The sequence below is a fragment of the Paenarthrobacter sp. RAF54_2 genome, assembly GCF_052113945.1.
Taxonomy (GTDB): Bacteria; Actinomycetota; Actinomycetes; order Actinomycetales; family Micrococcaceae; genus Arthrobacter.
The window spans coordinates 1-21,138 of record NZ_JBFRDV010000036.1; the positions used below are offsets into that span (position 1 = coordinate 1).

Consider the following 21,138-nt stretch of genomic DNA (forward strand, 5'->3'; position numbering starts at 1 on the left):
AGAAGCCCTCTTGGCGGTAGCCGTTGACGTTGTTGACGAGTTCGTAGCCCGATTGCTCGGCCGCTTCAAAGAGCGCATCGAACAACGGGTTTCGCGATCCGTTGTGATGATGCTGATTAACTGGAATAGGTCCCGATCGACCTCGGTACTCACCGGTTGGATCCGATCCCTTGAACGTCTCGATCCGCTTAAAGTACGGAAGAACGTGAGCGTAGTCCCATTCTTCGGTTCCGGTCTCTTGGGCCCAGCGCTCGTAGACGAGTGGATTGGCGCGCTGATAAAACATCCCGTTAATCGAGCTGCTTCCCCCCATGACCCTGCCGTGATAATGGTCAATTCGACGACCCTTAAGCCCTGTCTCTGGCTCCGACTTGGTACGCCAGTCGTAGAAAGGGTGGCCCATGAGGAAGAGGAATGCTGCAGGCACCCGCACGGGGACATCAAGTGAGGAGTATCTGTGACCGGCTTCAAGGACCAATACCCGGTTTTGTGGATCTTCGCTCAAACGGTTCGCGAGGACGCAACCTGCGGAACCTCCCCCAACAATGATGTAGTCATAAGCGTCAAGCTTCATTGTTTTGTCCTCACTTGGTAGATGGCGTTGTTCGAACGGCCTCGCTCGACTGAAATCCATGCCTTGCCAACATCCTTCCCCAAGTGCCCGAGCGAGGGGCTAGGGAAGATTACGAAGTAACGGACGGCATCTTGTGACCGATGACAGATCATGAGATCTCCATGTTCCCAGACGGGCCCACCCGGAAAGCCAGTGCAGATGCCCGCGCATCGTTGTCAGTTGTGCCAGGGCTCACTTTTCTGTGCTCGCATCGGAAAATCTACGAGGCGGCGACCGCCGCGGCAAGGCGATGATTGAGCTTGACAGTGACCCAACCTTGGACGACGACCACGACCACTGAGGAGCAACTCGACAATGACCCTGGAAAGCATGGACTTTATGGCCTTTGCGGAAACGTACCTCGCTGATGAGAAAGGTGAAGACGCTTCGAACGTATTCAACCCGGCGACCGGCGAAGTAATCGCCAGATTCCCCATAGCGTCTGATTCCGACGTCGATGCTGCCGTGCAGCGAGCTTCGGAGGCGTTCAAGACATGGGGAAGCACGTCCCCTGCTGAGCGCGCGGCCGCGCTGCTTAAGATCGCTGACGCCGTCGAGCAGGAAATCGAGGAGTTCGCGCGGATCGAGAGCCTGAACGTGGGCCTTCCGATCGGAGACGTACGCGACTTCGTGGTGCCGACTGTCGTGGATGTTCTTCGATTCTTCGCGGGTGCTGCCCGCATCTCCACGGCGCCCGCCGTCGATGAGTACGACAACGAGAGTACCTCATGGGTTCGGCGGGAGCCGCTCGGTGTCGTCGGGCTCATCACGCCCTGGAACTATCCTCTCCTTATGGGAGCTTGGAAGATCGCGCCAGCCCTCGCAGCCGGCAACACAATGCTGCTCAAGCCGGCGACCGTGACACCACTCAGTACCCTCAAGCTTGTAGAGATCGCCAACCGCTTCCTTCCTGAAGGCGTAATCAACCTCATCCTGGGTAGCGGATCGGCGGGGACTGCGATGGCCAAACACCCCGGAATTCGAAAGATCGCGTTCACCGGAGCAACCTCGACCGGCAAGTTTGTGGCGGCAACGGCTGCGGACACCGTCAAAAAGGTGGGCCTGGAGCTTGGCGGTAAGGCTCCGGTGCTGGTGTTCGCGGATAGCCCGATTCGCGAGACGGCCAGGGACCTCGTGACTTTCGGCTATTCCGGCGCTGGCCAGGATTGCACGGCTGCTTGCCGCATCATCGTTGAAGAGTCTGTCTACGAGGAATTCGTCGAGGCGTACTGCAAGGAAGTGAGCGAGCTTGTCCTCGGCGACCCATCCGATCCTGCCACCACGCTGGGACCCGTCATTTCAGAAAAGCAACTGAAGTCCGTCCTCGGGTTCATCGAACGCGCACGGGATGCCGGCAACACGATCAGGCAGGGCGGACGACAGGCAGATCGTCCGGGCTGGTTTATCGAACCGACTGTGATCACCGACGTCAAGCAGACGGACGAGATCGTTCAGAGCGAAGTGTTCGGCCCGGTAGTGAGTATCCAGTCGGCAAAAAGCGACGACGAAATGCTGCAGCTCGCGAACGACGTCAATTACGGCCTGTCGGCCAGCGTGTGGACGACCAATCTTGCGCGCACTCTGCGCTTTAGCAAAGAACTGCGCTTCGGCACGGTCTGGGTCAACCAACACACGCCGAATGTGTCAGAGATGCCATTCGGTGGATACGGTGAGTCGGGCTACGGCCGCGAACTATCGCTGCACGGGCTGGACGAGTACTCCCAGCTGAAGCACGTCATGGTCAAGCCTGGCCTCGACCTTTAGAAGCTGGAGGACTAAGAGATGACAGAGAGAGCAGTGACCACGATTACGAACATTCCCACAATGATGGCTGCGGTCCAGCTGGTCGGCCACGGCGGTCTCGATCAGCTGGTGTACCGGACCGATGTGCCGACCCCTGTTCCGGGGCCGGGAGAAGTGCTGGTCAAGGTCGGTGCATGCGCGCTCAACAATACCGAGATCAACACGCGCACGGGATGGTACGACCGGGTCGTCGAGGAGTCTGTCTCGGAGGAGCTCGGCCGGTCGGGGCGCGACGACGATGCCGGCGCCACYTGGAATAACACGAAAATGTCGTTTCCCCGTGTTCAGGGGGCCTCTGTAGCTGGAACGATCGTTGCAGTCGGGGAAGGAGTGGATAACAGCCGGATCGGTACCCGAATCGTCGTAGACCCGTCTGTTCGGGATCCGAAGCTTCCTCGCCGTGCACAGATTGTTGAGTACCTGGGTGGAGACCGGGACGGAGGTTTCGCAGAGTATGTGCATGTGCCGTCCGTGAACGCCCACCGGGTGAGCGCCGACCTCAGCGATGCTGAGCTCGCCACTTTTCCCTGCTCTTACGACACCGCCGAGGAGATGCTGGCCCGGACCGGGCTGAGCGACGGCGAGACAGTCGTCGTCACCGGCGCAGCCGGCGGGGTGGGCACTGCGACGATCCAGCTGGCGCAGGCACGTGGGGCCCGTGTTATCGCCATTGCGAGTGCCGGCAAAGAGGCACGGCTGCGGGAGCTCGGCGTCGACGGATTTGTCGCTCGAGACGTACCGGACCTGGCGGCTGCCGTAGCAGCTGTCATCGGTGAACGTGGTGCCGACGTCGTTATCGATGTTGTCGGGGGGAGCATGTTCGAGAGTTTGCTCCTCATGCTTCGGCGTGGGGGTCGATATGCGACCGCAGGAGCCATCGGTGGACCGGTGAGCCGCATTGACCTTCGGGAGCTCATCTATAAGGATCTGGAGTTGCACGGGATCACTAACCCGACGCCGGAGACCTTTGCGCGTCTTGTCAGTCTCATCGAGGAGGGAAAGATCAAGCCTCTCGTAGAAGAGGTCTTTCCGCTCTCTGAGCTCAGTAAGGCTCAGGAAACGATGCTGAAGAGAACCCATATCGGCAAGATTGTCGTTACGCCCGACGGTTCCATGACTTCGGAGTCAAGTACGCAGAACTGAAAACTCGTTAAAACGCTGGCCGGGACTTGATGGTCCCGGCCAGCGTTTTCGCTTTTCCTGCCATGTATCGGGAACGGTTGTTTCCCAATTCGATGATGGAGGATTTGTTTCCCTCGCGGCAGTGACCAACCACCGGTCCGGCGGCGGTGATCGGATCGGTCTGGTGCTGTAAGCCTTGCAGAGCATGGCGGACTCGGAAACCGCGAAGCCGCTGACGTAGGATCTGCGGGGGATTCTGAATGGGAGGTCCGGTGCGCAGTAGACGCCACGATGTTGGACGACGCGGTCCGCCGTGTCAACCGTGAAGTCCCCACCGGACAGGCCGCAGTTGCACGCCACACGAAGGCGAATGGATAYGCTTGCACGGGCAATCCTGGGATGACCGGGGTGCCACAAACGGGCTGATCTCAGCACTGGTCGCGACGCCATGGCGTTGCTGGCAGCGGCCGCCGCAGACTTGCTCGAGGGGGATGCCGCTGATGCGTACCGTGGCTGGACTGGGAGTCGCTACCGCTTACGTGGGCAGGACGCCACGATAACTATCAGCGGAGCCAGCCAGTCGCCCCATCTGGCTCTAACAGCGTGGATAAACGACGAGGGCGACGCCCCCTTCCGAGGTGGCGTCGCCGTCGTCAGTACCTTGGGAACGGGAGATTACTGCCGACCGATGCGGCTGTAAATATCAGCATTTTTACGGCGATGGACGCTCGCCGTCACTACGCCCAGGACGAACACACCGACGATAAAGGCCATGAGTCCACCGGCTAGTGCTTCGGAACCTCCAACCAACATGGGGAAGTTTATTGCAGCCATCACCAGGACGCTGCCCAGGCCTACTGCAGCCAGAATCGGGCAAGCAACGGTTGCCCAGGGGGAGGCGAGCTGGCCGCCGTTACGACGCATATAGGTTCCCACGGACATGTTGCAGACAAAGATGATGACCAGGGCGATGAAACTGGTCATACCAAGTACCGCCGTGTAGAAGACGAGGGGATCCAGCCCGAAAACAACGGCGGCAGCATTGAGAACGAGGGCAGCAGCGCTGGTCATGATTGAGGCGATGTGCGGCGATCCGTGACGCTTATGGACTGAGGCCATCCTCGCAGGCAGGATCTTATCGGCGCTGAGGTTGAAGACGTATCGTGCAGTGATGTTGTGCGCAGCCAGGATCACCGCGAAGGTACTTGTAACGACCATCACTGCTGCAAGGGTGGCGAGCAATTCTCCACCAGAGGAGTGAATACTGGCATTCATTGCCCCGGTCGGGTCTTCCTGTGCCAGCCCTACTACGTTGTCGATGCCCAAAGAACATATGAATACAACCGACGACAATGCATAAGTCGCCATGGCGATGGCAATGACTGCGAAGGTGGCACGGGGGATGACACGGACTGGATTACGTACTTCCTCCCGGAAGAGCACGGTGACCTCGAATCCACCATACATACCGATCGCCAGGAGAACTCCCAGACTGAAGTTTCCGTCAAACCAATGGGCCGGGCTCAGAGGCTCCAAGGAAACGCCAGCACCATTGGCACCTCCATTAATGAAAACCAAGGCGCAGTAGACAACGATGACAGTCAGTTCGGAGAAGAGGAAGATCGTGAGAACCTTAGCTGACAACTCGACCTTGAAATAGCTGAGGACCGCTGAACCCAGCCAAAAGCAGGCCGCCCAGGCATACCAGGGAAGCTCCGACCATGCAGAGTGTTTGTAATGAGTTCTCCCGCTACGATGCCAGCGAACGAGAAGGTGCCGGCGTAGACGCAGAAATAAGCGAGCAAAGCGATATAACCGGACCCCAGGCCTACATGGCGGCCGAGACCTGCAGTGATAAGAGCATAGAAGCCGCCCGGATTTGGCAACACCCTTGCCATTCTGGTGAATCCGACTGAGAACAGAGCCAGGATGATACCGGCTACGACAAAGGAGATGGGAGTTCCGATACCGGCCCCCTCACGACCATGATCGGGATAATTCCGATGACAACTACCATCGGTGCGTTGTAGGCCATCACGCTAAAGATCAGCTGAAGAAGCCCATGTTGCCAGTGAGGTGGGGCGATTGAGTGGACCGCTCAGCGGCCGCCGGAATCGTCAAATCCATTCGATTTCCCTTCTTGGTTCACGCTTCGGTATCTGATTTCGGAACCGCCGCTCCAGGCGTCGTTTGGACACTCAGAGTTCAGCGATATGACACGATATTGGCCCCACGACTACGCCTCCGGAACTGGCCAACTCACCAAGGTTGGTCGATGGTTTCGTTCGTGTTCCAGCCATGTCTGGGCGTTGGGTTGGAGTTTCCCCGAGCACACGAACCGGCTCTCGGCTCTACTCCAATGTTCACCACCCCGTTTCTGGCCCTAGCCTGTTTACAAAGTGGCCTGGTACGTCTGACGATGTAAACGGGATCCAGATCGACGTACGGGACACGACGCAAGGGGACCCAAAGCATGGGCACGCATTTGACACACTGGGGAGCCTTCGAAGCTGAGAGCGACGGAACGTCTCTAAAGTCCGTCAAACCCTGGTCTGGAGATCCGGACCCCAGAGACATTCTCGATAATGTGGCCTCAGCGCAACATCATCCAACTCGCGTGCTGCGCCCGGCCGTTCGTTCAGGATGGCTGGAGCACGGACCGGGGAGTGGATCAGGACGTGGTTCTGAGCCATTCGTGGAGGTGTCTTGGGAACGGGCCATAGAGCTGGTAAGTGCGGAACTCAGTCGGGTCTACGCGGAATACGGCCCCACGGCCGTATACGGCTGCTCATATGGATGGGCCAGCGCCGGCCGTTTCCATCACACCCAAAGCCAAATCCACAGATTCCTGAACTCCCTCGGCGGATATGTCGCAGGTGTGACGGACTACAGTTACGGGGCCTCCGGCGTCCTGCTTCCGCACGTCATCGCTCCCCCGGTTGAAATTATGGCGAGGGCAACATCCTGGGACGTGGTCAGCCAGAACACGCAACTGTTCGTTGCATTTGGCGGATTGTCAGAAAAAAACAGTGGAATAGGCCCAGGTGGAATTGGCCGCCATGTCGCCCGCAACGCAATTAAGGACGCGGTTGCGCGCGGCTGCCGCTTCATCGATGTATCACCAATCGCAGATGATACTTATGGGGAGGCCCAGGCCGAATGGATCGCCCCCGTTCCGGGCAGTGATGCCGCTTTGATGCTGGCACTGGCCTTCGTTTTGGATGCTGAAAACCTCGCTGACTCGCAATTCCTGGACCGCTATTGCGTTGGGGCGAACAAATTCTTGTCCTACGTACGCGGTGAAATTGACGGAGCGCCCAAGAATCCTCAATGGGCAGAAAAGTTGACGTCGATACCGGCTGAGCGAATCGTTCGGCTTGCGCGCGAGATGGCAGCCTCGCGGACGATGATTAACATCAGTTGGTCGATGCAGCGGCAACAGCATGGCGAGCAACCTGTTTGGCTCGGTGTGACACTGGCAGCCATGCTGGGTCAGATAGGCCTGCCTGGCGGTGGTTTCCAGCATGGGTATGGCTCTTCTGCGGACGTCGGATTGCCATTGCGGGTCTCGAGCGCCCCGTCCTTTCCCCAGGGGCGAAACGAAGAACCGTCCTATATCCCCGTAGCGCGGATCTCGGACATGTTGCTCGAACCTGGCAGCCAGATCGACTTCAATGGCAACCGTCTGACTTTGCCGAAAATCGAATTGATCTATTGGGCCGGCGGCAACCCCTTCCATCATCACCAAGACCTTGCCAAATTCCGTAAAGCATGGTCAAAGCCGGCAACGGTCATCGTTAATGAACAGTTCTGGACGAGTACCGCACGGCACGCCGATATAGTACTGCCTGCAACCATGACGTTTGAGCGAAACGATTACGGGGCCGGCCGTAACGACCCTACGTTCTTTCCCATGCACGCTCTGACGGCGCCCGCTGGAGAAGCACGCGATGATTTCGATATTTTCGCCGCTGTGGCGGAAAAGATGGGACGGGGTGAAGTTTTCACCGAAAACCGGGACACTATGGGCTGGCTTCGCCATCTATACGACGGGTGGCAGAAGAGGCTCGCTGACAAGGGAACAGTCGTCGTGGATTTCGACACATTTTGGGCGAGCGAGAAGATTGAGATCCCCGTGATAAAACCGGATCAGGTTCTTTTTTCCGAGTTCCGGCGCGATCCAATTGGGAATCCACTGGCCACCCCCAGCGGCAAGATTGAGATTTTTTCCTCGAAGATCGAAAGTTTCGGCTACCCTGATTGCCCCGGTCATCCCGTTTGGATTGAGCCCGACGAATGGCTTGGATCAGCTGGCGATTACAAGCTGCATCTGATAGCGAATCAACCTAAGACCAAACTACACAGCCAGCTGGACATAGGGGCCACCAGCCAAAAGTCTAAAATACAGGGACGCGAGCCCCTTCGAATGAATCCTGAAGATGCCGCTGCCCGGGGACTTTCGGACGGTCAGGTTGTCTTGGTTCGAAACGACCGGGGAAGGTGCCTGGCCGGCCTGGTGACTTCCGCTGCGATCCGTCCGGGCGTTGTCCAGCTTTCAGCAGGGGCCTGGTACGACCCCGATCCCGATGATCCATCGTTCTGCCGCCACGGCAATCCCAATGTGCTGACATCCGACAGGCCGTCCTCAAGTCTTTCACAGGCCACTACTGCCCAGCACGCGCTCGTTGAAGTTGAAGCATGGTCAGGCGATATTCCTGAACTGGATGTGCTTACACCGCCCGTCTTGGTGCCGGAGCAGTAGCATGCTGGCTCATTGCACTCGGCTCTGCGCGGGGTTCATTCCTGCACCCGATCACTCGTACCGCATTCGGCCCTAAGAAACGGATTGTCAATGTCAGTTCAACCCTCTGCCGTCGGTCCCCTCCCTCCCTACGATCCAGAAATCGCACCGTTCGTCGCCAGCATTCCAAGCCACGAAGACCAACGGGCCGCGCTCGAAGCGATGATTCAGCAGAGGGAATTAGTTCTAGGGGAAGATCAGATTACTCGTAATGGAACGTTCACCGCTCGCACGAAGGTCATACAGGGCCGGCAGGGACGCTCCGTGACCCTGCATGTCATACGTCCGGCACGCCAGCCGACACGTGGTGCCATCGTCTGGTTGCATAGCGGCGGGATGGTTTCAGGGGCGGCTCTCTCACTGGATCTTCCCCAAATTTTGGACATCGCAGAAGATCAGTCCTTACTCGTCGTTGCAGTGGAATACGGCCGGGCACCCGAAAACCCCGCCCCAGCCGGGATGCTGGATTCCCTTGATGCTTTTAGATGGGTCGCAGCCCATGCAGACAAACTCAACTATCCACGGAACGCCCTGTTCCTGCATGGACTCAGCGGCGGTGCTGGCCTCGCCGCTGCAGTAGCGTTTGAAGCGCGGGCAGCCGCCCTGGAATATGCCGGCTTGGTCATCGACGGGGCCATGATTGACGATCGGATGGGCTCGCACTCCTATCAACAACTGGAAAGCAGTTCTGAAGCCCTCGCCAGCATGTACCGCGTGATGTGGAACGCCGTCCTGGGAAAAGCCTCCCCCACGATACTTGCGGACTATCCGCACCTCGCTCTTGGCCGACTGGTCGACGAAGATTTCTCCGGCTTCCCACCCGCATTTCTCATGTGCGGCACTAGTGATGCCTTCCGAGACGACACAACGGCTTTGGCCCAGGCAATCTGGCGTTCCGGTGGCACAGCAGACCTGCACCAATGGGCGGGCACAATACATGGTTCCGATCTGATGGTGCCCGAAGCCCACGTCTCCAAGGAGTCGGCAGCCGTCCGGAGAGGGTGGTACGACAGGAGAATGACGAGAATCGAACAAGATGCTAAACAGTCGCTGGACGAGAAAGTTCAGGCCCTCTGAGCGGCTCGTACCCCTCCTGAATCCACCAAAGTTACTCGTTTCCGGTGTCCACGCTCTGGCCTATAAGCACAGGCGAGAGTAGCGTCCATTTCGAGGAAATGTTCACTTGGGACGTGTAGCGCATCGGTGGCTAAACAGCGCTAGCCTCTACTCGGAGGGCTGAAATGTCCGGTTGGAATGTTGATAACGCTGCGGGGCCTCTGGGTGCAGGCACGGTAACCCTGGTTGAGGGTTCGTCTTTCTGTATCTCCTTGGCGAATGGTGACATCCATCCTGAGCATCCGCATGGTCTTTTCGTCCAAGACACTCGTATCCTGTCGCACTGGGGCTTGTCCGTAGACGGCCAGCTCGTAGAAGAGTTGGGAGCTGAAACGAAGGAGCCGTACCGCGCGCTATTTGCTGGGCGGGTACCCGGCCTTAGCGGACGTGCCGATAGCCCCCTTATTGTGGAGCGGCTGCGCGAAGTAGGGTCAGGAATCCACGAACAGATCACCGTTCGGAACTACTCGCCGGCGAGTGTGGACTGCCTGGTTTCGCTTAGAGTTGCGGCCGATTTCGCTGATCTTTTCGAAGTGAAGGAGGCCCGAATCAAAAGGCGCTGGGACCAAACCCGCCAGAACCGGGGCGATGAGCTGATCATTCAAGCCACCTGGCAAGATGTCCGAAAGGGCGTTGTTATTCGTGCCCCAGGAGCACAGGTTACGCCCGAAACCCTGACATACAGGGTGACCATCCCACCGCACGGCCGGTGGAGCACAACCCTGACGGTGATGCCCGAAACCGAGGGCGGCAGTCGTCCAGCGTCTTTCGTTCACGCCGACGGCGAACTCTCCCCCAGTGACCGACGCCGACAACAGTGGGTGGCCAAGATTCCGGTCCTGCAGATGGGGAACCGGTCGATTGAACGGACTATGCGGCGTAGCTATGACGATCTGGGTGCACTCAGGATCGAAGACCCTAATCACCCAGACCGGGTCGTCGTGGCCGCCGGTGCACCGTGGTTCATGACCCTTTTTGGCCGGGACTCACTATGGGCTTCGGAGATGTCGCTTCCAATTGATCCCTCCTTAGCGCTGGGCACGCTGCAAACGCTCGCCGACCGCCAGGGACGCATAGTGGATCCAATTAGCGAAGAAGAACCCGGCAAGATTTTGCACGAGGTCAGGTTGGATGTCTCAAGCGCACTGGCGCTGGGAGGAAAAGCCACCTATTACGGCAGCGTTGATGCGACCCCTTTGTTCGTCATGGTTCTCGGATCGGTTAGTCGCTGGGGATTTGCAGCGGACACCATTGCCGCTCTGCTGCCTCATGCAGACCGCGCGCTGGAATGGATTCAGAAATACGGGGACAAAGACGGCGACGGTTTCGTCGAATATGAGCGCCTGAACAATCGGGGGTTGATTAATCAGGGCTGGAAGGATTCCTGGGACGGTATTAATTTCGCGGATGGAAGTATGCCCGAGCCACCGATAGCCCTGTGTGAGGTGCAGGCGTATGTCTACGGAGCCTACGCGGCCCGCGCCTGGATGGCTTATGACGCCGGCGACGATGCCCTGGGGAACGAGTATGCCGATCTTATGTTGCAGTTAAAGAAGCGCTTCAACGAGGAATTCTGGATGCCGGAACGTGGCTATTACGCCGTGGCCTTGGACGGCAAGAAGCGCCAGGTCGACGCTTGCGCTTCCAACATGGGTCACTGCCTATGGCTCGGACTTGTGGATGAGGACAAGGCTCCGTCGGTGGTGAAGCACCTCATGTCCCCCGAAATGTTCAGCGGATGGGGCGTCCGAACCTTGGCCACGGACATGGGCGCCTATAACCCCGCCAGCTATCACAACGGTTCCGTATGGCCCCACGACAATGCCATTATTGCAGCCGGACTGCTGCGATATGGGTTTGTGGACGAGGCTCAACGGATCTCGACCGCCCTGCTGGAGGCCGCCGAGTTTTCCGGTGGCCGCCTCCCTGAATTATTTTGCGGGTTCAGCCGGGAACAATTCGCCGTACCCCTGCCCTATCCGACGGCATGTTCACCCCAGGCCTGGGCATCAACAACGCCCATATTGCTGGTGACAGGCCTGATGCGGTACGACGCACACGTTTCTCAAGGCGGCGTGTGGATGGACCCAGTCCTCCCCGCGTCCTTTGGCGACGTCCACATCACAAACGCTCCCATGGCTGGCGGACGGATCACCATCGACATCTCAAACTCCATCCCATCCGTCGAGGGGTTACCCAAAGACTTGACTTTCCATCGCGGGCACAGGCCGTGGATCACTGAGCTGGTAGACCAAGCCGATCGACGCCAAAAGGGCTAACACCGACGGGGCAACAAGCCAGATGCTCACGGACGTTGGCAGAAACTTACTTTGTGACACACAACTATGTTACTGTTGGGCCATCGCTATTTTTCGGTGTGTGGCGACCTGAAACCGCCGACCAAGTCTCCAAGACTAAAGAGCAGAGGGCACAACATGTCATTGGATCCAGCACAACGTAACTCGCTCGTTCTGCCAGTTGTGTGCGCACCTATGGCAGGGGTGTCCGGGCCCGACTTGGTCCGCGAAGCGTGCAAATCGGGAATCATGGGCGTTTTGCCCCGACACAACGCCGCAGACCTCGCACAATTTGGGGACTGGCTCCGCCAGATCCGCCGCGACCTTGACGAGCATCACGAGTTGTATCCCTCCGCGATCATCGGTCCCCTTGCAGTAAATTTTTCTCGTCGCAGGACCGCTGATGAAATGAAAGAAGACCTTGATCTCTGCGCTCGGTATGGTGTGGACGTTATCGTCAGTGCGATGGGCGATCCGACCGAACTCACCCGAGTTGTCCAGGGATGGGGTGGCAAGGTCTTTCACGATGTCACGAGCATGCGCTTCGCTGAGAAGGCGATCTCCGCCGGCGTCGACGGTCTGACTTGTATCGTCGGCGGAGGAGGTGGCCACTCAGGGTTACTCAGCCCATTCGTCTTTATTCCGCAGGTGCGGAGTATGTTCGATGGCACAGTTCTCTTAGCCGGGACCATTTCAACCGGCGCCGCGATCAGGTCCGCAGAGATCCTCGGGGCCGATCTTGCGTACCTGGGAACTCGGTTCATTGCGACGAAAGAGGCGAATGTTGCCCCCGCCTATCGGCGGATGCTTGTGGAGGCGAGATCGACTGATCTGATCTACACGAGCAGCGTAACTGCCGTTCCGGCCAATTGGTTGAGGCCCTCGCTCACCTCAATTGGCTTGGATCCTGAGGATCTTCCGGTCTCATCCGGCCGCGGCAATTATGATCATCTGCCGCCCAAGACTCGACCATGGCGTGACATCTGGAGTGCCGGCCAAGGCATCGACCTCATCGACGATGTTCCTTCAGTATCGGAGTTGGTTCAACGCCTACGTATTGAGTACGGCGCTGCTTGCCAGATTCCCGAATTTCGCCCGTTCCACGAGAACTGTGATAGCAGCGATGCTGTTGACGCCTAGCAATTTGGAAGCTGTGACGGGGCGACAAACCCACGTCGGCTTGCACCACCTCGTGGTGGGCCCCCGCTCCTTACTGGGAGTGCCGACATGACAGACCTCAGGATTGACCGCCCAGCACCGGGGGTACTCCGCTGTCGGCTGGACGGACCGGACACTTTGAACGCGCTTGATGATCCAGTCAAGCGTGCCTTGGTGGAGCAGATTGTCCGGTCAGGAGCTGAACCTGAGGTGCGGGTGCTGATGTTGACGGGTGCTGGCCGTGCGTTTTGTTCCGGTGGCGATATTCAAGGCATGGGGCAACGCACTCCGGCTGAGATGAATCAAGTGCTGACTTACGGCCGCCAGATTACCGAAGGCCTGTACAACCTCCAGAAGCCGGTCGTGGCCGCCGTGAACGGCATTGCTTCGGGGGCCGGTTTCAACCTTGCCCTTGCCTGTGACCTCATCTTGGCCGCTCCGCAAGCCTGGTTCCAACAGTCTTTCGTGAAAATGGGTCTCATGCCGGACATGGGGGGAACTTATCTTCTCGCCCAATCCATCGGCCTGCACCGTGCCAAGGAGGCGGTGCTAAACATGCGCAGGTTCTCCGCGCAGGAAGGCAAACAGCTGGGATTCGTTGCCGAGGTTCTGGAGGGCGAGTCTTTTGACGACCAAGCCGTGGCCTACTGTGCTGCGCTTTCCCGACGGGCCCCTCTGGCCCTCGGACTGACAAAGTTCCTTACCAACCGCTCTGTGGACGGCACCCTCCGAGATGCACTGGACCGTGAGGGCCTTGCGCAGGGAGTCCTGGCTGCCACTGAGGACCACAAGCGTGCCGTTGCCGCTTTTCATAACAAAGAAGACCTTGACGCCATCGAGTTCACCGGTAAATGAATCTACGCACTGATCCCCGTCTTTACGACAAATAGCACATGCTGAACTGCTCACGTCGCGGGACGCGGTCATTCCTGCTGTCATGGGTACTTGGGTGAAGCGCCGCTCGGTGACATCCAGAGTCATCCTAAAGATCCGAATCCGTTGGCGGTGGTTACGGTCGTTCGATGTCCGTGAAGATCTCGAGCACGTTCTTGGCGTGGGTGGTGGCGTCGTAGGGCATGTTGCCGATGCCCTTCGTGGTGGGTGTGGCGGTCACGGGCTCCCACAATTGGTCGGTGGTGCCCGATGCGAGGGAGAGTAGGGCGTCCCGAATGAAGGTGTCGCGGAGTACCTGCTCGTCGCTGGCGCCAGGTCGCATCTGGCCAACGATGCCGTACAGCTCCGTGCCGTGGACGGCATGCGCACCTTCCACAGGGCCGACGGAGAGCAGATGCGCGCTCCCTCCAGCCGCGGCGTGCGCGAGCGCGCCACGGACCTGAGGCAGGGTGAAGGAGAAGTCGGTGAGCAATGCGCCGCGGGCCTCGACCGGGGTGCGCCTTTCGACGTCGTACGCAGCGATGATTTTTCGGGCGCGGCTGCGTGGGACGCGGTTCCGGGTGGCGAATTCATCGACGAGGTCGCTGATGCTGCGGGGGTCGAACTCGTCCGTCTTGTGCTGGACCCACCAGTCGGTCTCGTGAGTGGCGCTGCTGAACAATATGTCGACGTCTCGGTGGCGTCCGGACTCGAGGGCTTTCAGGGGATGATCGGCGATGACGCCGCCGGGCTGAGTGCGGTCATCGACGATTGCGATGACGTTGTTGTCGATACCGTGCCGTGCACCAGGGTCTGACAGTTGCGTTTTGCTCATCGTCTCGGCGAGCCGCTTCGCGTCCACTTTCAACAGCTGTTCGGGATCGTCCTGAATTCCCAGCTCGGTGAGGACTTCCAGCGCGCGCTCTTCCGCTCCCCAGGCCGGCACCAGGCGTGATGGCATGCCGGAGAACGCGGCGATGTGGTGGTAGAGGTCGTCGGCTGATGGCGCGGCAAGAAGGCCGAGGGCGGAGAAGGCGCCGGCACTGTGGCCGGTGACGGTGACGTTCTCCGGGTTCCCGCCGAATCGGTCGATGTTCTCCCGCACCCATCGCAATGCGGTGATGATGTCCTGCAGGCCAAGGTTCGTGGCCTGCTCGAGTGCACCGCCATAGTGGGAGAGGGAGAGCCAGCCGAACGGGCCGAGCCGGTAGTTGATCGAGACGCCGATTGCCCGACCAGTCGCGGCCAGGCCTGACGCGTTCGAGGTGGTCTGGGTGTTCGCCCCAAGCTCCCACCCGCCACCGAAGATGTAAACGACCACAGGGAGTGGCTCGTCACCAGCATTTTCGGGTGCCCAGACGTTGAGGTTCAGGCAGTCCTCACTGAACCCGTTGTCGGCTTCGAGCCAGCTGGTGTCTCCGGCTTGAAGCGGTGCGGGTCCCTTCTGGTCGTAGGGCAGGTCCGGGTTGAAGGGCAGCAGGGTGGGTCGGCGGAACCGTTCAGCGGCGGCGTAGGGAATGCCCAGCCAGAGGCGAACTGCGTGTTGGTTGGTAGGGGTGCCGCTGGTGTCGGTCACGGGTGAAGTCCTTTCTAAAAGCTCAGTCAGTTTCTGGGGTAATGGAGTTGTTGTTGTGGATAGAGGCCTGTGGGCCAGCGGTCCGCAGTTGTGCCCAGTGGCGGAGCCGTTCGCTGATGGCGCGTTCGTATCCGTTGGTTGTGGGTTCGTAGAAGGTCTCCCGGGGCATGGCGTCGGGGAAGTAGTCGGCACCGGAGAATCCGGTGTCGGTGTCCGGGTCGTATTGGTAGTCCTTGCCGTAGCCGAGGTCTTTCATCAACCGGGTGGGGGCGTTGAGGATGTGCGCTGGTGGCATCAGAGACCCGGTGCGTTGTGCTGCGGCGCGGGCCTTGTTGAAGCCGCGGTACACGCCGATCGACTTGGGCGCTGTTGCGAGGTAGAGCACGGCTTGGCCGATCGCGAGTTCGCCTTCCGGGGAACCGAGACGTTCATAAACGTCCCAGGCGGCGAGGGCCTGCAGTACCGCGTTGGGGTCGGCCATGCCGATGTCTTCGGTGGCGAAGCGTGTAATGCGGCGGGCGATGAACAACGGGTCCTCGCCGCCGTCGAGCATTCGGGCCAACCAGTACAGGGCCGCGTCCGGGTCCGAGCCGCGCATCGACTTGTGGAGCGCCGAGATGAGGTTGTAGTGGCCTTCCTGCGCTTTGTCGTATAGCGGCGCGCGCTTCTGAACCGCGGCCGCGAGGGTTATCGGATCCACGGGCGCGGGCAGCGATTGGACCTGTTCGATCATGTTCAGCAGGTACCTGCCGTCTCCATCTGCCATGGCGATGAGCGCCTGCCGGGCGTTCTCGTCCAAGGGCAGCGGTGCACCGAGTATGTCTTCGGCGCGGTTGATGAGGGCGTGGAGCGCCACGTCGTCGAGGCGTTTCAGGACGAATACCTGGCAGCGGGACAGCAGTGCGCCGTTGAGTTCGAAGCTGGGGTTTTCGGTGGTTGCGCCGACGAGGACAATTGTGCCGTCTTCGACGTAGGGCAGGAAAGAGTCCTGTTGGGCACGGTTGAAGCGGTGGATCTCGTCGACGAAGAGCAGTGTTCCCTGCCCGATCTCCCGGCGGCGCTGGGCTGCTTGGAACACCTTGCGAAGGTCCGCGACACCCGAGAAGGTGGCGGAGAGCGGTTCGAACGCCAGGTTGGTTTGCTCTGCGAGGAGGCGGGCGATGGTGGTCTTCCCGCAGCCAGGTGGCCCCCACAGGATCATCGACACGAGTCGTTGCGCGCCGACCATGCGCCCGATCGGGGCATCTGCTGCAAGGAGGTGGTCCTGGCCGAGGACGTGGGCCAGGGTGCGCGGGCGCAGCCGGTCTGCTAGGGGCCTGGAGGAATCGTCCATTTCGAACAGCGACGGCGGTTGTTCGGTCACGATCGCTGCTCGCGGGTGTGGTGGGAGGCGAGGTCGTAGGAGTCCTGAACCAGGTTTTCGATGAGCTGCTTTGTGATGCCGGGGCCGGGTCCGACGGAGATCCAGTGGTGTTTGTTCAGGTACCGCCCGGGGGTGATCGTGTCGTGGTCGCGGCGTAGCGCGTCTGCGTGGTGCGGGTCGGCTTTGACGGTGATGATCTGCTGATCGGGGTCGTCTTTGGTGATGATGAGGAACACCTTGTCACGTACCTTCCACACGTCGAGGTGGGGCGTGAACGGCCGCCCATTGCTGACATCGCCCAGTGCGGCCGCGGTGTTACGGGCAGCCTGTTGCAGCCGGTCACCGGAGAGGGTCATCAGCCTGTCCTGCCAAACCGGACGGGGTCTACGGGGCGCTTCGCCTTGGGCAGATTTTCGACGACGAGCAGGTAAGACTCGGTAACCAGCTCATCAACGAGGGTCTCCGTCAGGGTTCCGCCGGGGTGCAGCGTGATCCAGTGTTCCTTGTTCATGTGATAGCCGGGGGTGATGTCACCGTATTCCTCGCGAAGTGATTTTCCATCTTCAGGATCGGCCTTGACGATCACGATGGGTTGTCCCGTGACCTCGGTCATCAACATGAAGACCTTCTCCCCCACCTTGAACACGTCCCAGTCGGGCCCGAACGGATGCTCGAGTCCAGCGCCCGGCAGCTCTTCGACGCGGTCCCTGGCGCGCTGTTGCAGCATGTCACCGTGCACGTATCCTCCTTCACGCTTTCATCAAGGTCAAAGTGTGTACCATTGTACGCACTTGGTCTGACAGAGGAGGAACCGGTGCGAAAGGGCAAGCCGAACGACCCGGACCGCCGGTCGCGAATCCTGCGCGCAGCCCTCGAAATCATTGGCACGGAAGGGGTTCACGCTGCGTCGTATCGGCGTGTTGCCTCGCAAGCTGGTGTGCCCCTGGGGTCCACAACGTACTACTTCTCCGATCTGGAGGCCCTGATCGTCAGTGCGTTCGAGACACTCCGGGATGGCCTTGAGCCCCGATACGCGGCCCCACTGCGCGCCGCCCAGAACAATGCCGAAGCAGTTGATGTGCTCGTTGACGCCACGTGCGGCACGACAAGCCCAACGCTCGATGACATCCGGCTCTACGAGGAGATGCGCCACTACGGGGCACGAAACTCTCAGGTGGCGGACCTCCTCCGCGAATTCCAGGAAGAATCCCTCGTGATCCTCCGCCGCTCCTTCTCCGACGGTTCCGCCCGAGCCGTCGACGCTCTCATGTGGGGGTGGTGGAGTTATCGCCTCTTCCACGAAGACCTGCCGCTCGACCAGAACATGGTCCGCCGCGCGTACCAAGCCCTCGTCAACCTCCCCGTTACCGAACCCGTAGCAGCCCAGGAGACCCACGGTGACTAAAACCAAACGCGCTATCCCATCGAAGCCGTCGGTGTCGTCGGCGACGGCGTCGAGCTTCGCCCAGGGCTAAAAGTCGCCAGATGATGGGATGACAATGAACCATGGGCCGGCCGTTCGATCCCCGGAAGCCACAACCGAAGCCCATCGTCGGGGCACGAAACAAGGGGTGAATTTAGCTCGGCACGGTTGCCTGGATCGGAGGCGATACAAGCTTGCAAGTATTTCGTTGGCGAATGTCTTATGGATCACCGTGAAGATAGCTGCTTACGTGTCCGTACCGATGCAAGACCACGGCCTATTGGGCTGCGGTCCTCTGCGACCTCACCGCAGCATCAGTGAATCGACGAAGGATATCAATGTCCACTGGAGACCAAAGATTCGGAAACGCCGACGGCGCCCATGGTGACACGCGGCGTTTGAAAATAAGTGACATCCGAATAGTCAACAAGGCCGCCTTGAAGCGCGCTGTTGCCGGAACAGTCGTCGGGAACATCATCGAATGGTATGAGTTCGGTGTATTTGCCTACCTCATAACCGTAATGGGCCCTGTCTTTCTGCCGCAGGCCGATCCGACAGTCCAGTCGCTGTACCTATATGGCACATTCGCAGTTACATTCGTTGCCCGGCCGTTGGGCGGCGTTTTCTTCGGATGGCTGGGAGACCGGATCGGGCGACGGAAGGTTTTGACGTTTACGCTGCTCCTGATGTCCATCGCCACGTTTGCTACCGGCCTGCTCCCGGGCTACGCAGTTGTCGGGCTCTGGGCTCCGGCGCTTCTCGTGTTCCTGAAACTGCTGCAAGGGTTCTCAGCCAGTGGAGAATACACCGGTGGTGCGACTTTCCTGAGCGAATACGCTCCAGATAAGCGACGGGGCTTCTATGTAGGATTTATGGGATCCAGTTACCTCGGATTTGCCGTTGGAGCAGGTCTGGTGGCTGTCCTTCAGCTAAGCCTTGGTCAGGACGAGATGCAAGCCTTCGGCTGGCGTATTCCTTTTCTCATCGCCGGGCCGCTTGCTGTGATAGCCCTGTATTTCCGCTATCGGATCGAAGAATCCCCTACCTTCAGTGCAGTCCTGAAGGAACGTGCTGAGGAATCCCGCAAAACCGGTGAGATGGCAAAAAATCCGGGCATTGTGCAGGTTATCCGGACCCACGGACGCTTCATTCTGCCCGTCATGGGCGTCGCCGCGGCTGGCAATGTCATTGCCTACACCATGACGTCGTTCACTCCCACGTACCTGAACCAGACACTCGGTTTCCAGGGATCCCTCGGCACACTTGTGATCTTCCCCTTGTTCGTCCTCGCAGCCTTCGCTACCCAGTTTTTTGCCTCGTTCTCGGACAAGATAGGCAGGAAGCGGATCCTCTTCAGCGGCGCTATTCTGGGCGTCGTGCTTCCGGTTCCAGCTTTCATGATGATGGGGTCCGGCCAGCTCTGGGGCGCACAACTCGGGACACTCTTCATCATGATCTGCGCAACCCTGTTTTCATCAAGCTACGCTTCTTCGCTGCCTGAGCAGTTCCCTACGCCGTCGCGTTCCAGCGCTCTTGGGCTTGCATACAATGTGGGAAATGCTGCCTTTGGCGGTACGGCTCCACTGGTTGTTGCGGCGCTTATCGGAGTTACCGGGAACAAGATGGTGCCCGCCTACTACCTGATGGGCGCTGCCCTTCTGGGACTAATTTCCGTCTTTTTCCTCAAAGAAACAAGCAGGAAACCCCTAAATGGGTCCATGCCCAACGTGGAAACAACGGAAGAGGCCCAGTACCTCGTTGATTCTCAGGACACCAACAGCCTCCTCGATTCAGCGGAACTGCCTCGCGCCCTAGTTGCTCATTCAGAGACCGAGGGCGGCGAATGACCACGGCTACCAAGGCGCACCGAATGAGTAGCAAAGAAACGATGCTGCATGGAATGGAGCGTCCAGCCAATGAGGCCCGGAGAAAGGTACTTTAGCCCATGATTCGCTTCGAAGAACGCCCCCTCACAAGTACAGGGCAGCGCAGTACCGTGCTGGGTTTTGGCGCCATGGAGCTACGGGGGGCGTCGCACCGCGTGCCCCGTTTACTCGATAAGGGAGTTGCAGAAGCGCTTCTCAATACCGTGCTGGACGAAGGCATCGGATTCATCGATACTTCGATCGACTATGGGGAGAGTGAGGAGCTCATCGGGCGCCATATAAGCCACCGTCGGTCGGAATATCTGCTCGCGTCCAAGGTGGGCTGTCCGCTGGACCACCAGCCGGATGGCCCTTCCAACGGCCCTCTTGTCCATGACTATTCGCCCGCGAATATCCGTGCAGGGATCGAGCAAAGTCTTTCGCGTCTTCGAACTGATTATTTGGACCTGGCGCAGGTCCACATTGGGCCATCCGTTGCGGTTCTTCAACGTGATGACGTGCTGGGGACACTGGAACGTGCCAGGGAGGAGGGCAAAGTGCGGGCGATTGGCATATCCTCAACTCTTCCGGACCTCCTTGACCACATCGACCTCGGCGTATTCGAGACGTTCCAAGTCCCGTATTCCGCACTCGACCGTTCTCTTGAAAAATATCTTCCGCTTATCAACGCCTCCGGCGCGGGCGTCATTGTGCGGGGAGGAACGGCACGCGCGGCGCAGGCAAAACGGACTGTGGACAGCCGGCATGCATCGCCGGCGGATCTTGCCTTCGACGATCTGCTGGATGGCGACGACGTGCAGGGATTCCTCCTTCGCTTCGTGATGACGCGGACGGAAGTGTCCACAGTCATTGTCGGAACAGCCTCTCCTGAGCATGTACGGGAGAATGCCCAGGCTGCAGCTCGAGGGAGTCTGGCGGAGGACGTCTACGCAGAAACAAAGCGGCGATTGGATATTGCTGGATTCCGCACTTCGGATCCAACTGATCAAGGCTTTTGAGTACGCCCCCACCCATAGAGCCGGTTTTGCACCTGCAAAGGGATGAAGCCAGGGCATCATCGAGGAATCGACTCATGGAACGGCGACGCTGTTCGCTGCACTGGATGTG

General features: G+C 59.3%; 16 protein-coding genes and 1 pseudogene. 10 read left to right on the plus strand and 7 right to left on the minus strand.

Going from position 1 to position 21,138, the window contains the following annotated elements; all coding sequences use genetic code 11:
• On the minus strand, positions 1-574 hold a 574-nt coding region (locus tag AB4Y87_RS23980), incomplete at its 3' end, for a GMC family oxidoreductase N-terminal domain-containing protein (RefSeq protein WP_442006737.1).
• A 354-nt stretch (positions 575-928) separates the two neighbouring features.
• On the opposite strand from AB4Y87_RS23980, the gene AB4Y87_RS23985 reads away from it, so the two are divergent.
• Together AB4Y87_RS23985 and AB4Y87_RS23990 are read left to right on the plus strand one after the other, a co-directional pair.
• Positions 929-2,377: an aldehyde dehydrogenase family protein gene (locus tag AB4Y87_RS23985; RefSeq protein ID WP_442006738.1), complete on the plus strand. Its 1,449-nt coding sequence runs from the start codon at positions 929-931 to the stop codon at positions 2,375-2,377.
• Positions 2,378-2,395: 18 nt separating this feature from the next.
• Positions 2,396-3,559: an alcohol dehydrogenase family protein gene (locus AB4Y87_RS23990; protein WP_442006739.1), complete on the plus strand. Its 1,164-nt coding sequence runs from the start codon at positions 2,396-2,398 to the stop codon at positions 3,557-3,559.
• 654 nt (positions 3,560-4,213) lie between these two features.
• Here AB4Y87_RS23990 and AB4Y87_RS23995 read toward each other — a convergent pair.
• Positions 4,214-5,329 (minus strand): APC family permease, encoded by a 1,116-nt coding sequence (locus AB4Y87_RS23995; protein WP_442006762.1) that lies wholly within the window; start codon positions 5,327-5,329, stop codon positions 4,214-4,216.
• Positions 5,284-5,505, minus strand: a pseudogene (locus AB4Y87_RS24000) (hypothetical protein); the annotation flags it as partial. The pseudogene AB4Y87_RS24000 and the gene AB4Y87_RS23995, both read right to left, overlap by 46 nt.
• A 506-nt stretch (positions 5,506-6,011) precedes the next feature.
• On the opposite strand from AB4Y87_RS24000, the gene AB4Y87_RS24005 reads away from it, so the two are divergent.
• The 5 genes from AB4Y87_RS24005 (at position 6,012) to AB4Y87_RS24025 (ending at position 13,765) form a co-directional block, all read left to right on the plus strand.
• Positions 6,012-8,300 (plus strand): molybdopterin-dependent oxidoreductase, encoded by a 2,289-nt coding sequence (locus AB4Y87_RS24005; protein ID WP_442006740.1) that lies wholly within the window; start codon positions 6,012-6,014, stop codon positions 8,298-8,300.
• Between the two features lie 303 nt (positions 8,301-8,603).
• On the plus strand, positions 8,604-9,416 hold the full coding sequence (locus AB4Y87_RS24010; protein ID WP_442006741.1) for an alpha/beta hydrolase: 813 nt from the start codon (positions 8,604-8,606) through the stop codon (positions 9,414-9,416).
• A 164-nt stretch (positions 9,417-9,580) separates the two neighbouring features.
• Positions 9,581-11,734, plus strand: a complete 2,154-nt coding sequence (locus tag AB4Y87_RS24015) for an amylo-alpha-1,6-glucosidase (RefSeq protein ID WP_442006742.1) — start codon at positions 9,581-9,583, stop codon at positions 11,732-11,734.
• A gap of 156 nt (positions 11,735-11,890) precedes the next feature.
• Positions 11,891-12,892 (plus strand): NAD(P)H-dependent flavin oxidoreductase, encoded by a 1,002-nt coding sequence (locus tag AB4Y87_RS24020; protein ID WP_442006763.1) that lies wholly within the window; start codon positions 11,891-11,893, stop codon positions 12,890-12,892.
• Between the two features lie 87 nt (positions 12,893-12,979).
• Positions 12,980-13,765, plus strand: a complete 786-nt coding sequence (locus tag AB4Y87_RS24025) for an enoyl-CoA hydratase/isomerase family protein (protein WP_442006743.1) — start codon at positions 12,980-12,982, stop codon at positions 13,763-13,765.
• Positions 13,766-13,919: 154 nt separating this feature from the next.
• Here the strand turns inward: AB4Y87_RS24025 and AB4Y87_RS24030 are convergent, their stop codons facing one another.
• The 4 genes from AB4Y87_RS24030 to AB4Y87_RS24045 are packed head-to-tail and all read right to left on the minus strand — an operon-like array spanning position 13,920 to position 17,461.
• The gene (locus tag AB4Y87_RS24030) at positions 13,920-15,359 is read right to left on the minus strand and encodes a carboxylesterase family protein (protein WP_442006744.1); all 1,440 of its coding nucleotides are present in this window, start codon (positions 15,357-15,359) and stop codon (positions 13,920-13,922) included.
• Between the two features lie 22 nt (positions 15,360-15,381).
• Positions 15,382-16,722 carry a replication-associated recombination protein A gene (locus AB4Y87_RS24035; RefSeq protein WP_442006745.1) on the minus strand — a complete coding sequence of 447 codons (1,341 nt, stop codon included), beginning with the start codon at positions 16,720-16,722 and terminating at the stop codon, positions 15,382-15,384.
• Positions 16,719-17,078 (minus strand): MmcQ/YjbR family DNA-binding protein, encoded by a 360-nt coding sequence (locus tag AB4Y87_RS24040; protein ID WP_442006746.1) that lies wholly within the window; start codon positions 17,076-17,078, stop codon positions 16,719-16,721. Before AB4Y87_RS24040 ends, AB4Y87_RS24035 begins: the two co-directional genes overlap by 4 nt.
• Complete coding sequence (locus AB4Y87_RS24045) at positions 17,078-17,461, minus strand: MmcQ/YjbR family DNA-binding protein (RefSeq protein ID WP_442006747.1); 384 nt, start codon at positions 17,459-17,461, stop codon at positions 17,078-17,080. Before AB4Y87_RS24045 ends, AB4Y87_RS24040 begins: the two co-directional genes overlap by 1 nt.
• Positions 17,462-17,536: 75 nt before the next feature.
• Between AB4Y87_RS24045 and AB4Y87_RS24050 the strand changes: the two genes are divergently transcribed.
• The 3 genes from AB4Y87_RS24050 (at position 17,537) to AB4Y87_RS24060 (ending at position 21,029) form a co-directional block, all read left to right on the plus strand.
• Entirely contained in the window at positions 17,537-18,127 is a 591-nt protein-coding gene (locus AB4Y87_RS24050) for a TetR/AcrR family transcriptional regulator (RefSeq protein ID WP_442006748.1), read from the plus strand.
• A 356-nt stretch (positions 18,128-18,483) separates the two neighbouring features.
• Entirely contained in the window at positions 18,484-19,992 is a 1,509-nt protein-coding gene (locus AB4Y87_RS24055; protein WP_442006749.1) for an MFS transporter, read from the plus strand.
• Between the two features lie 98 nt (positions 19,993-20,090).
• Positions 20,091-21,029 carry an aldo/keto reductase gene (locus tag AB4Y87_RS24060; RefSeq protein WP_442006750.1) on the plus strand — a complete coding sequence of 313 codons (939 nt, stop codon included), beginning with the start codon at positions 20,091-20,093 and terminating at the stop codon, positions 21,027-21,029.
• Positions 21,030-21,138 lie beyond the last annotated feature (109 nt).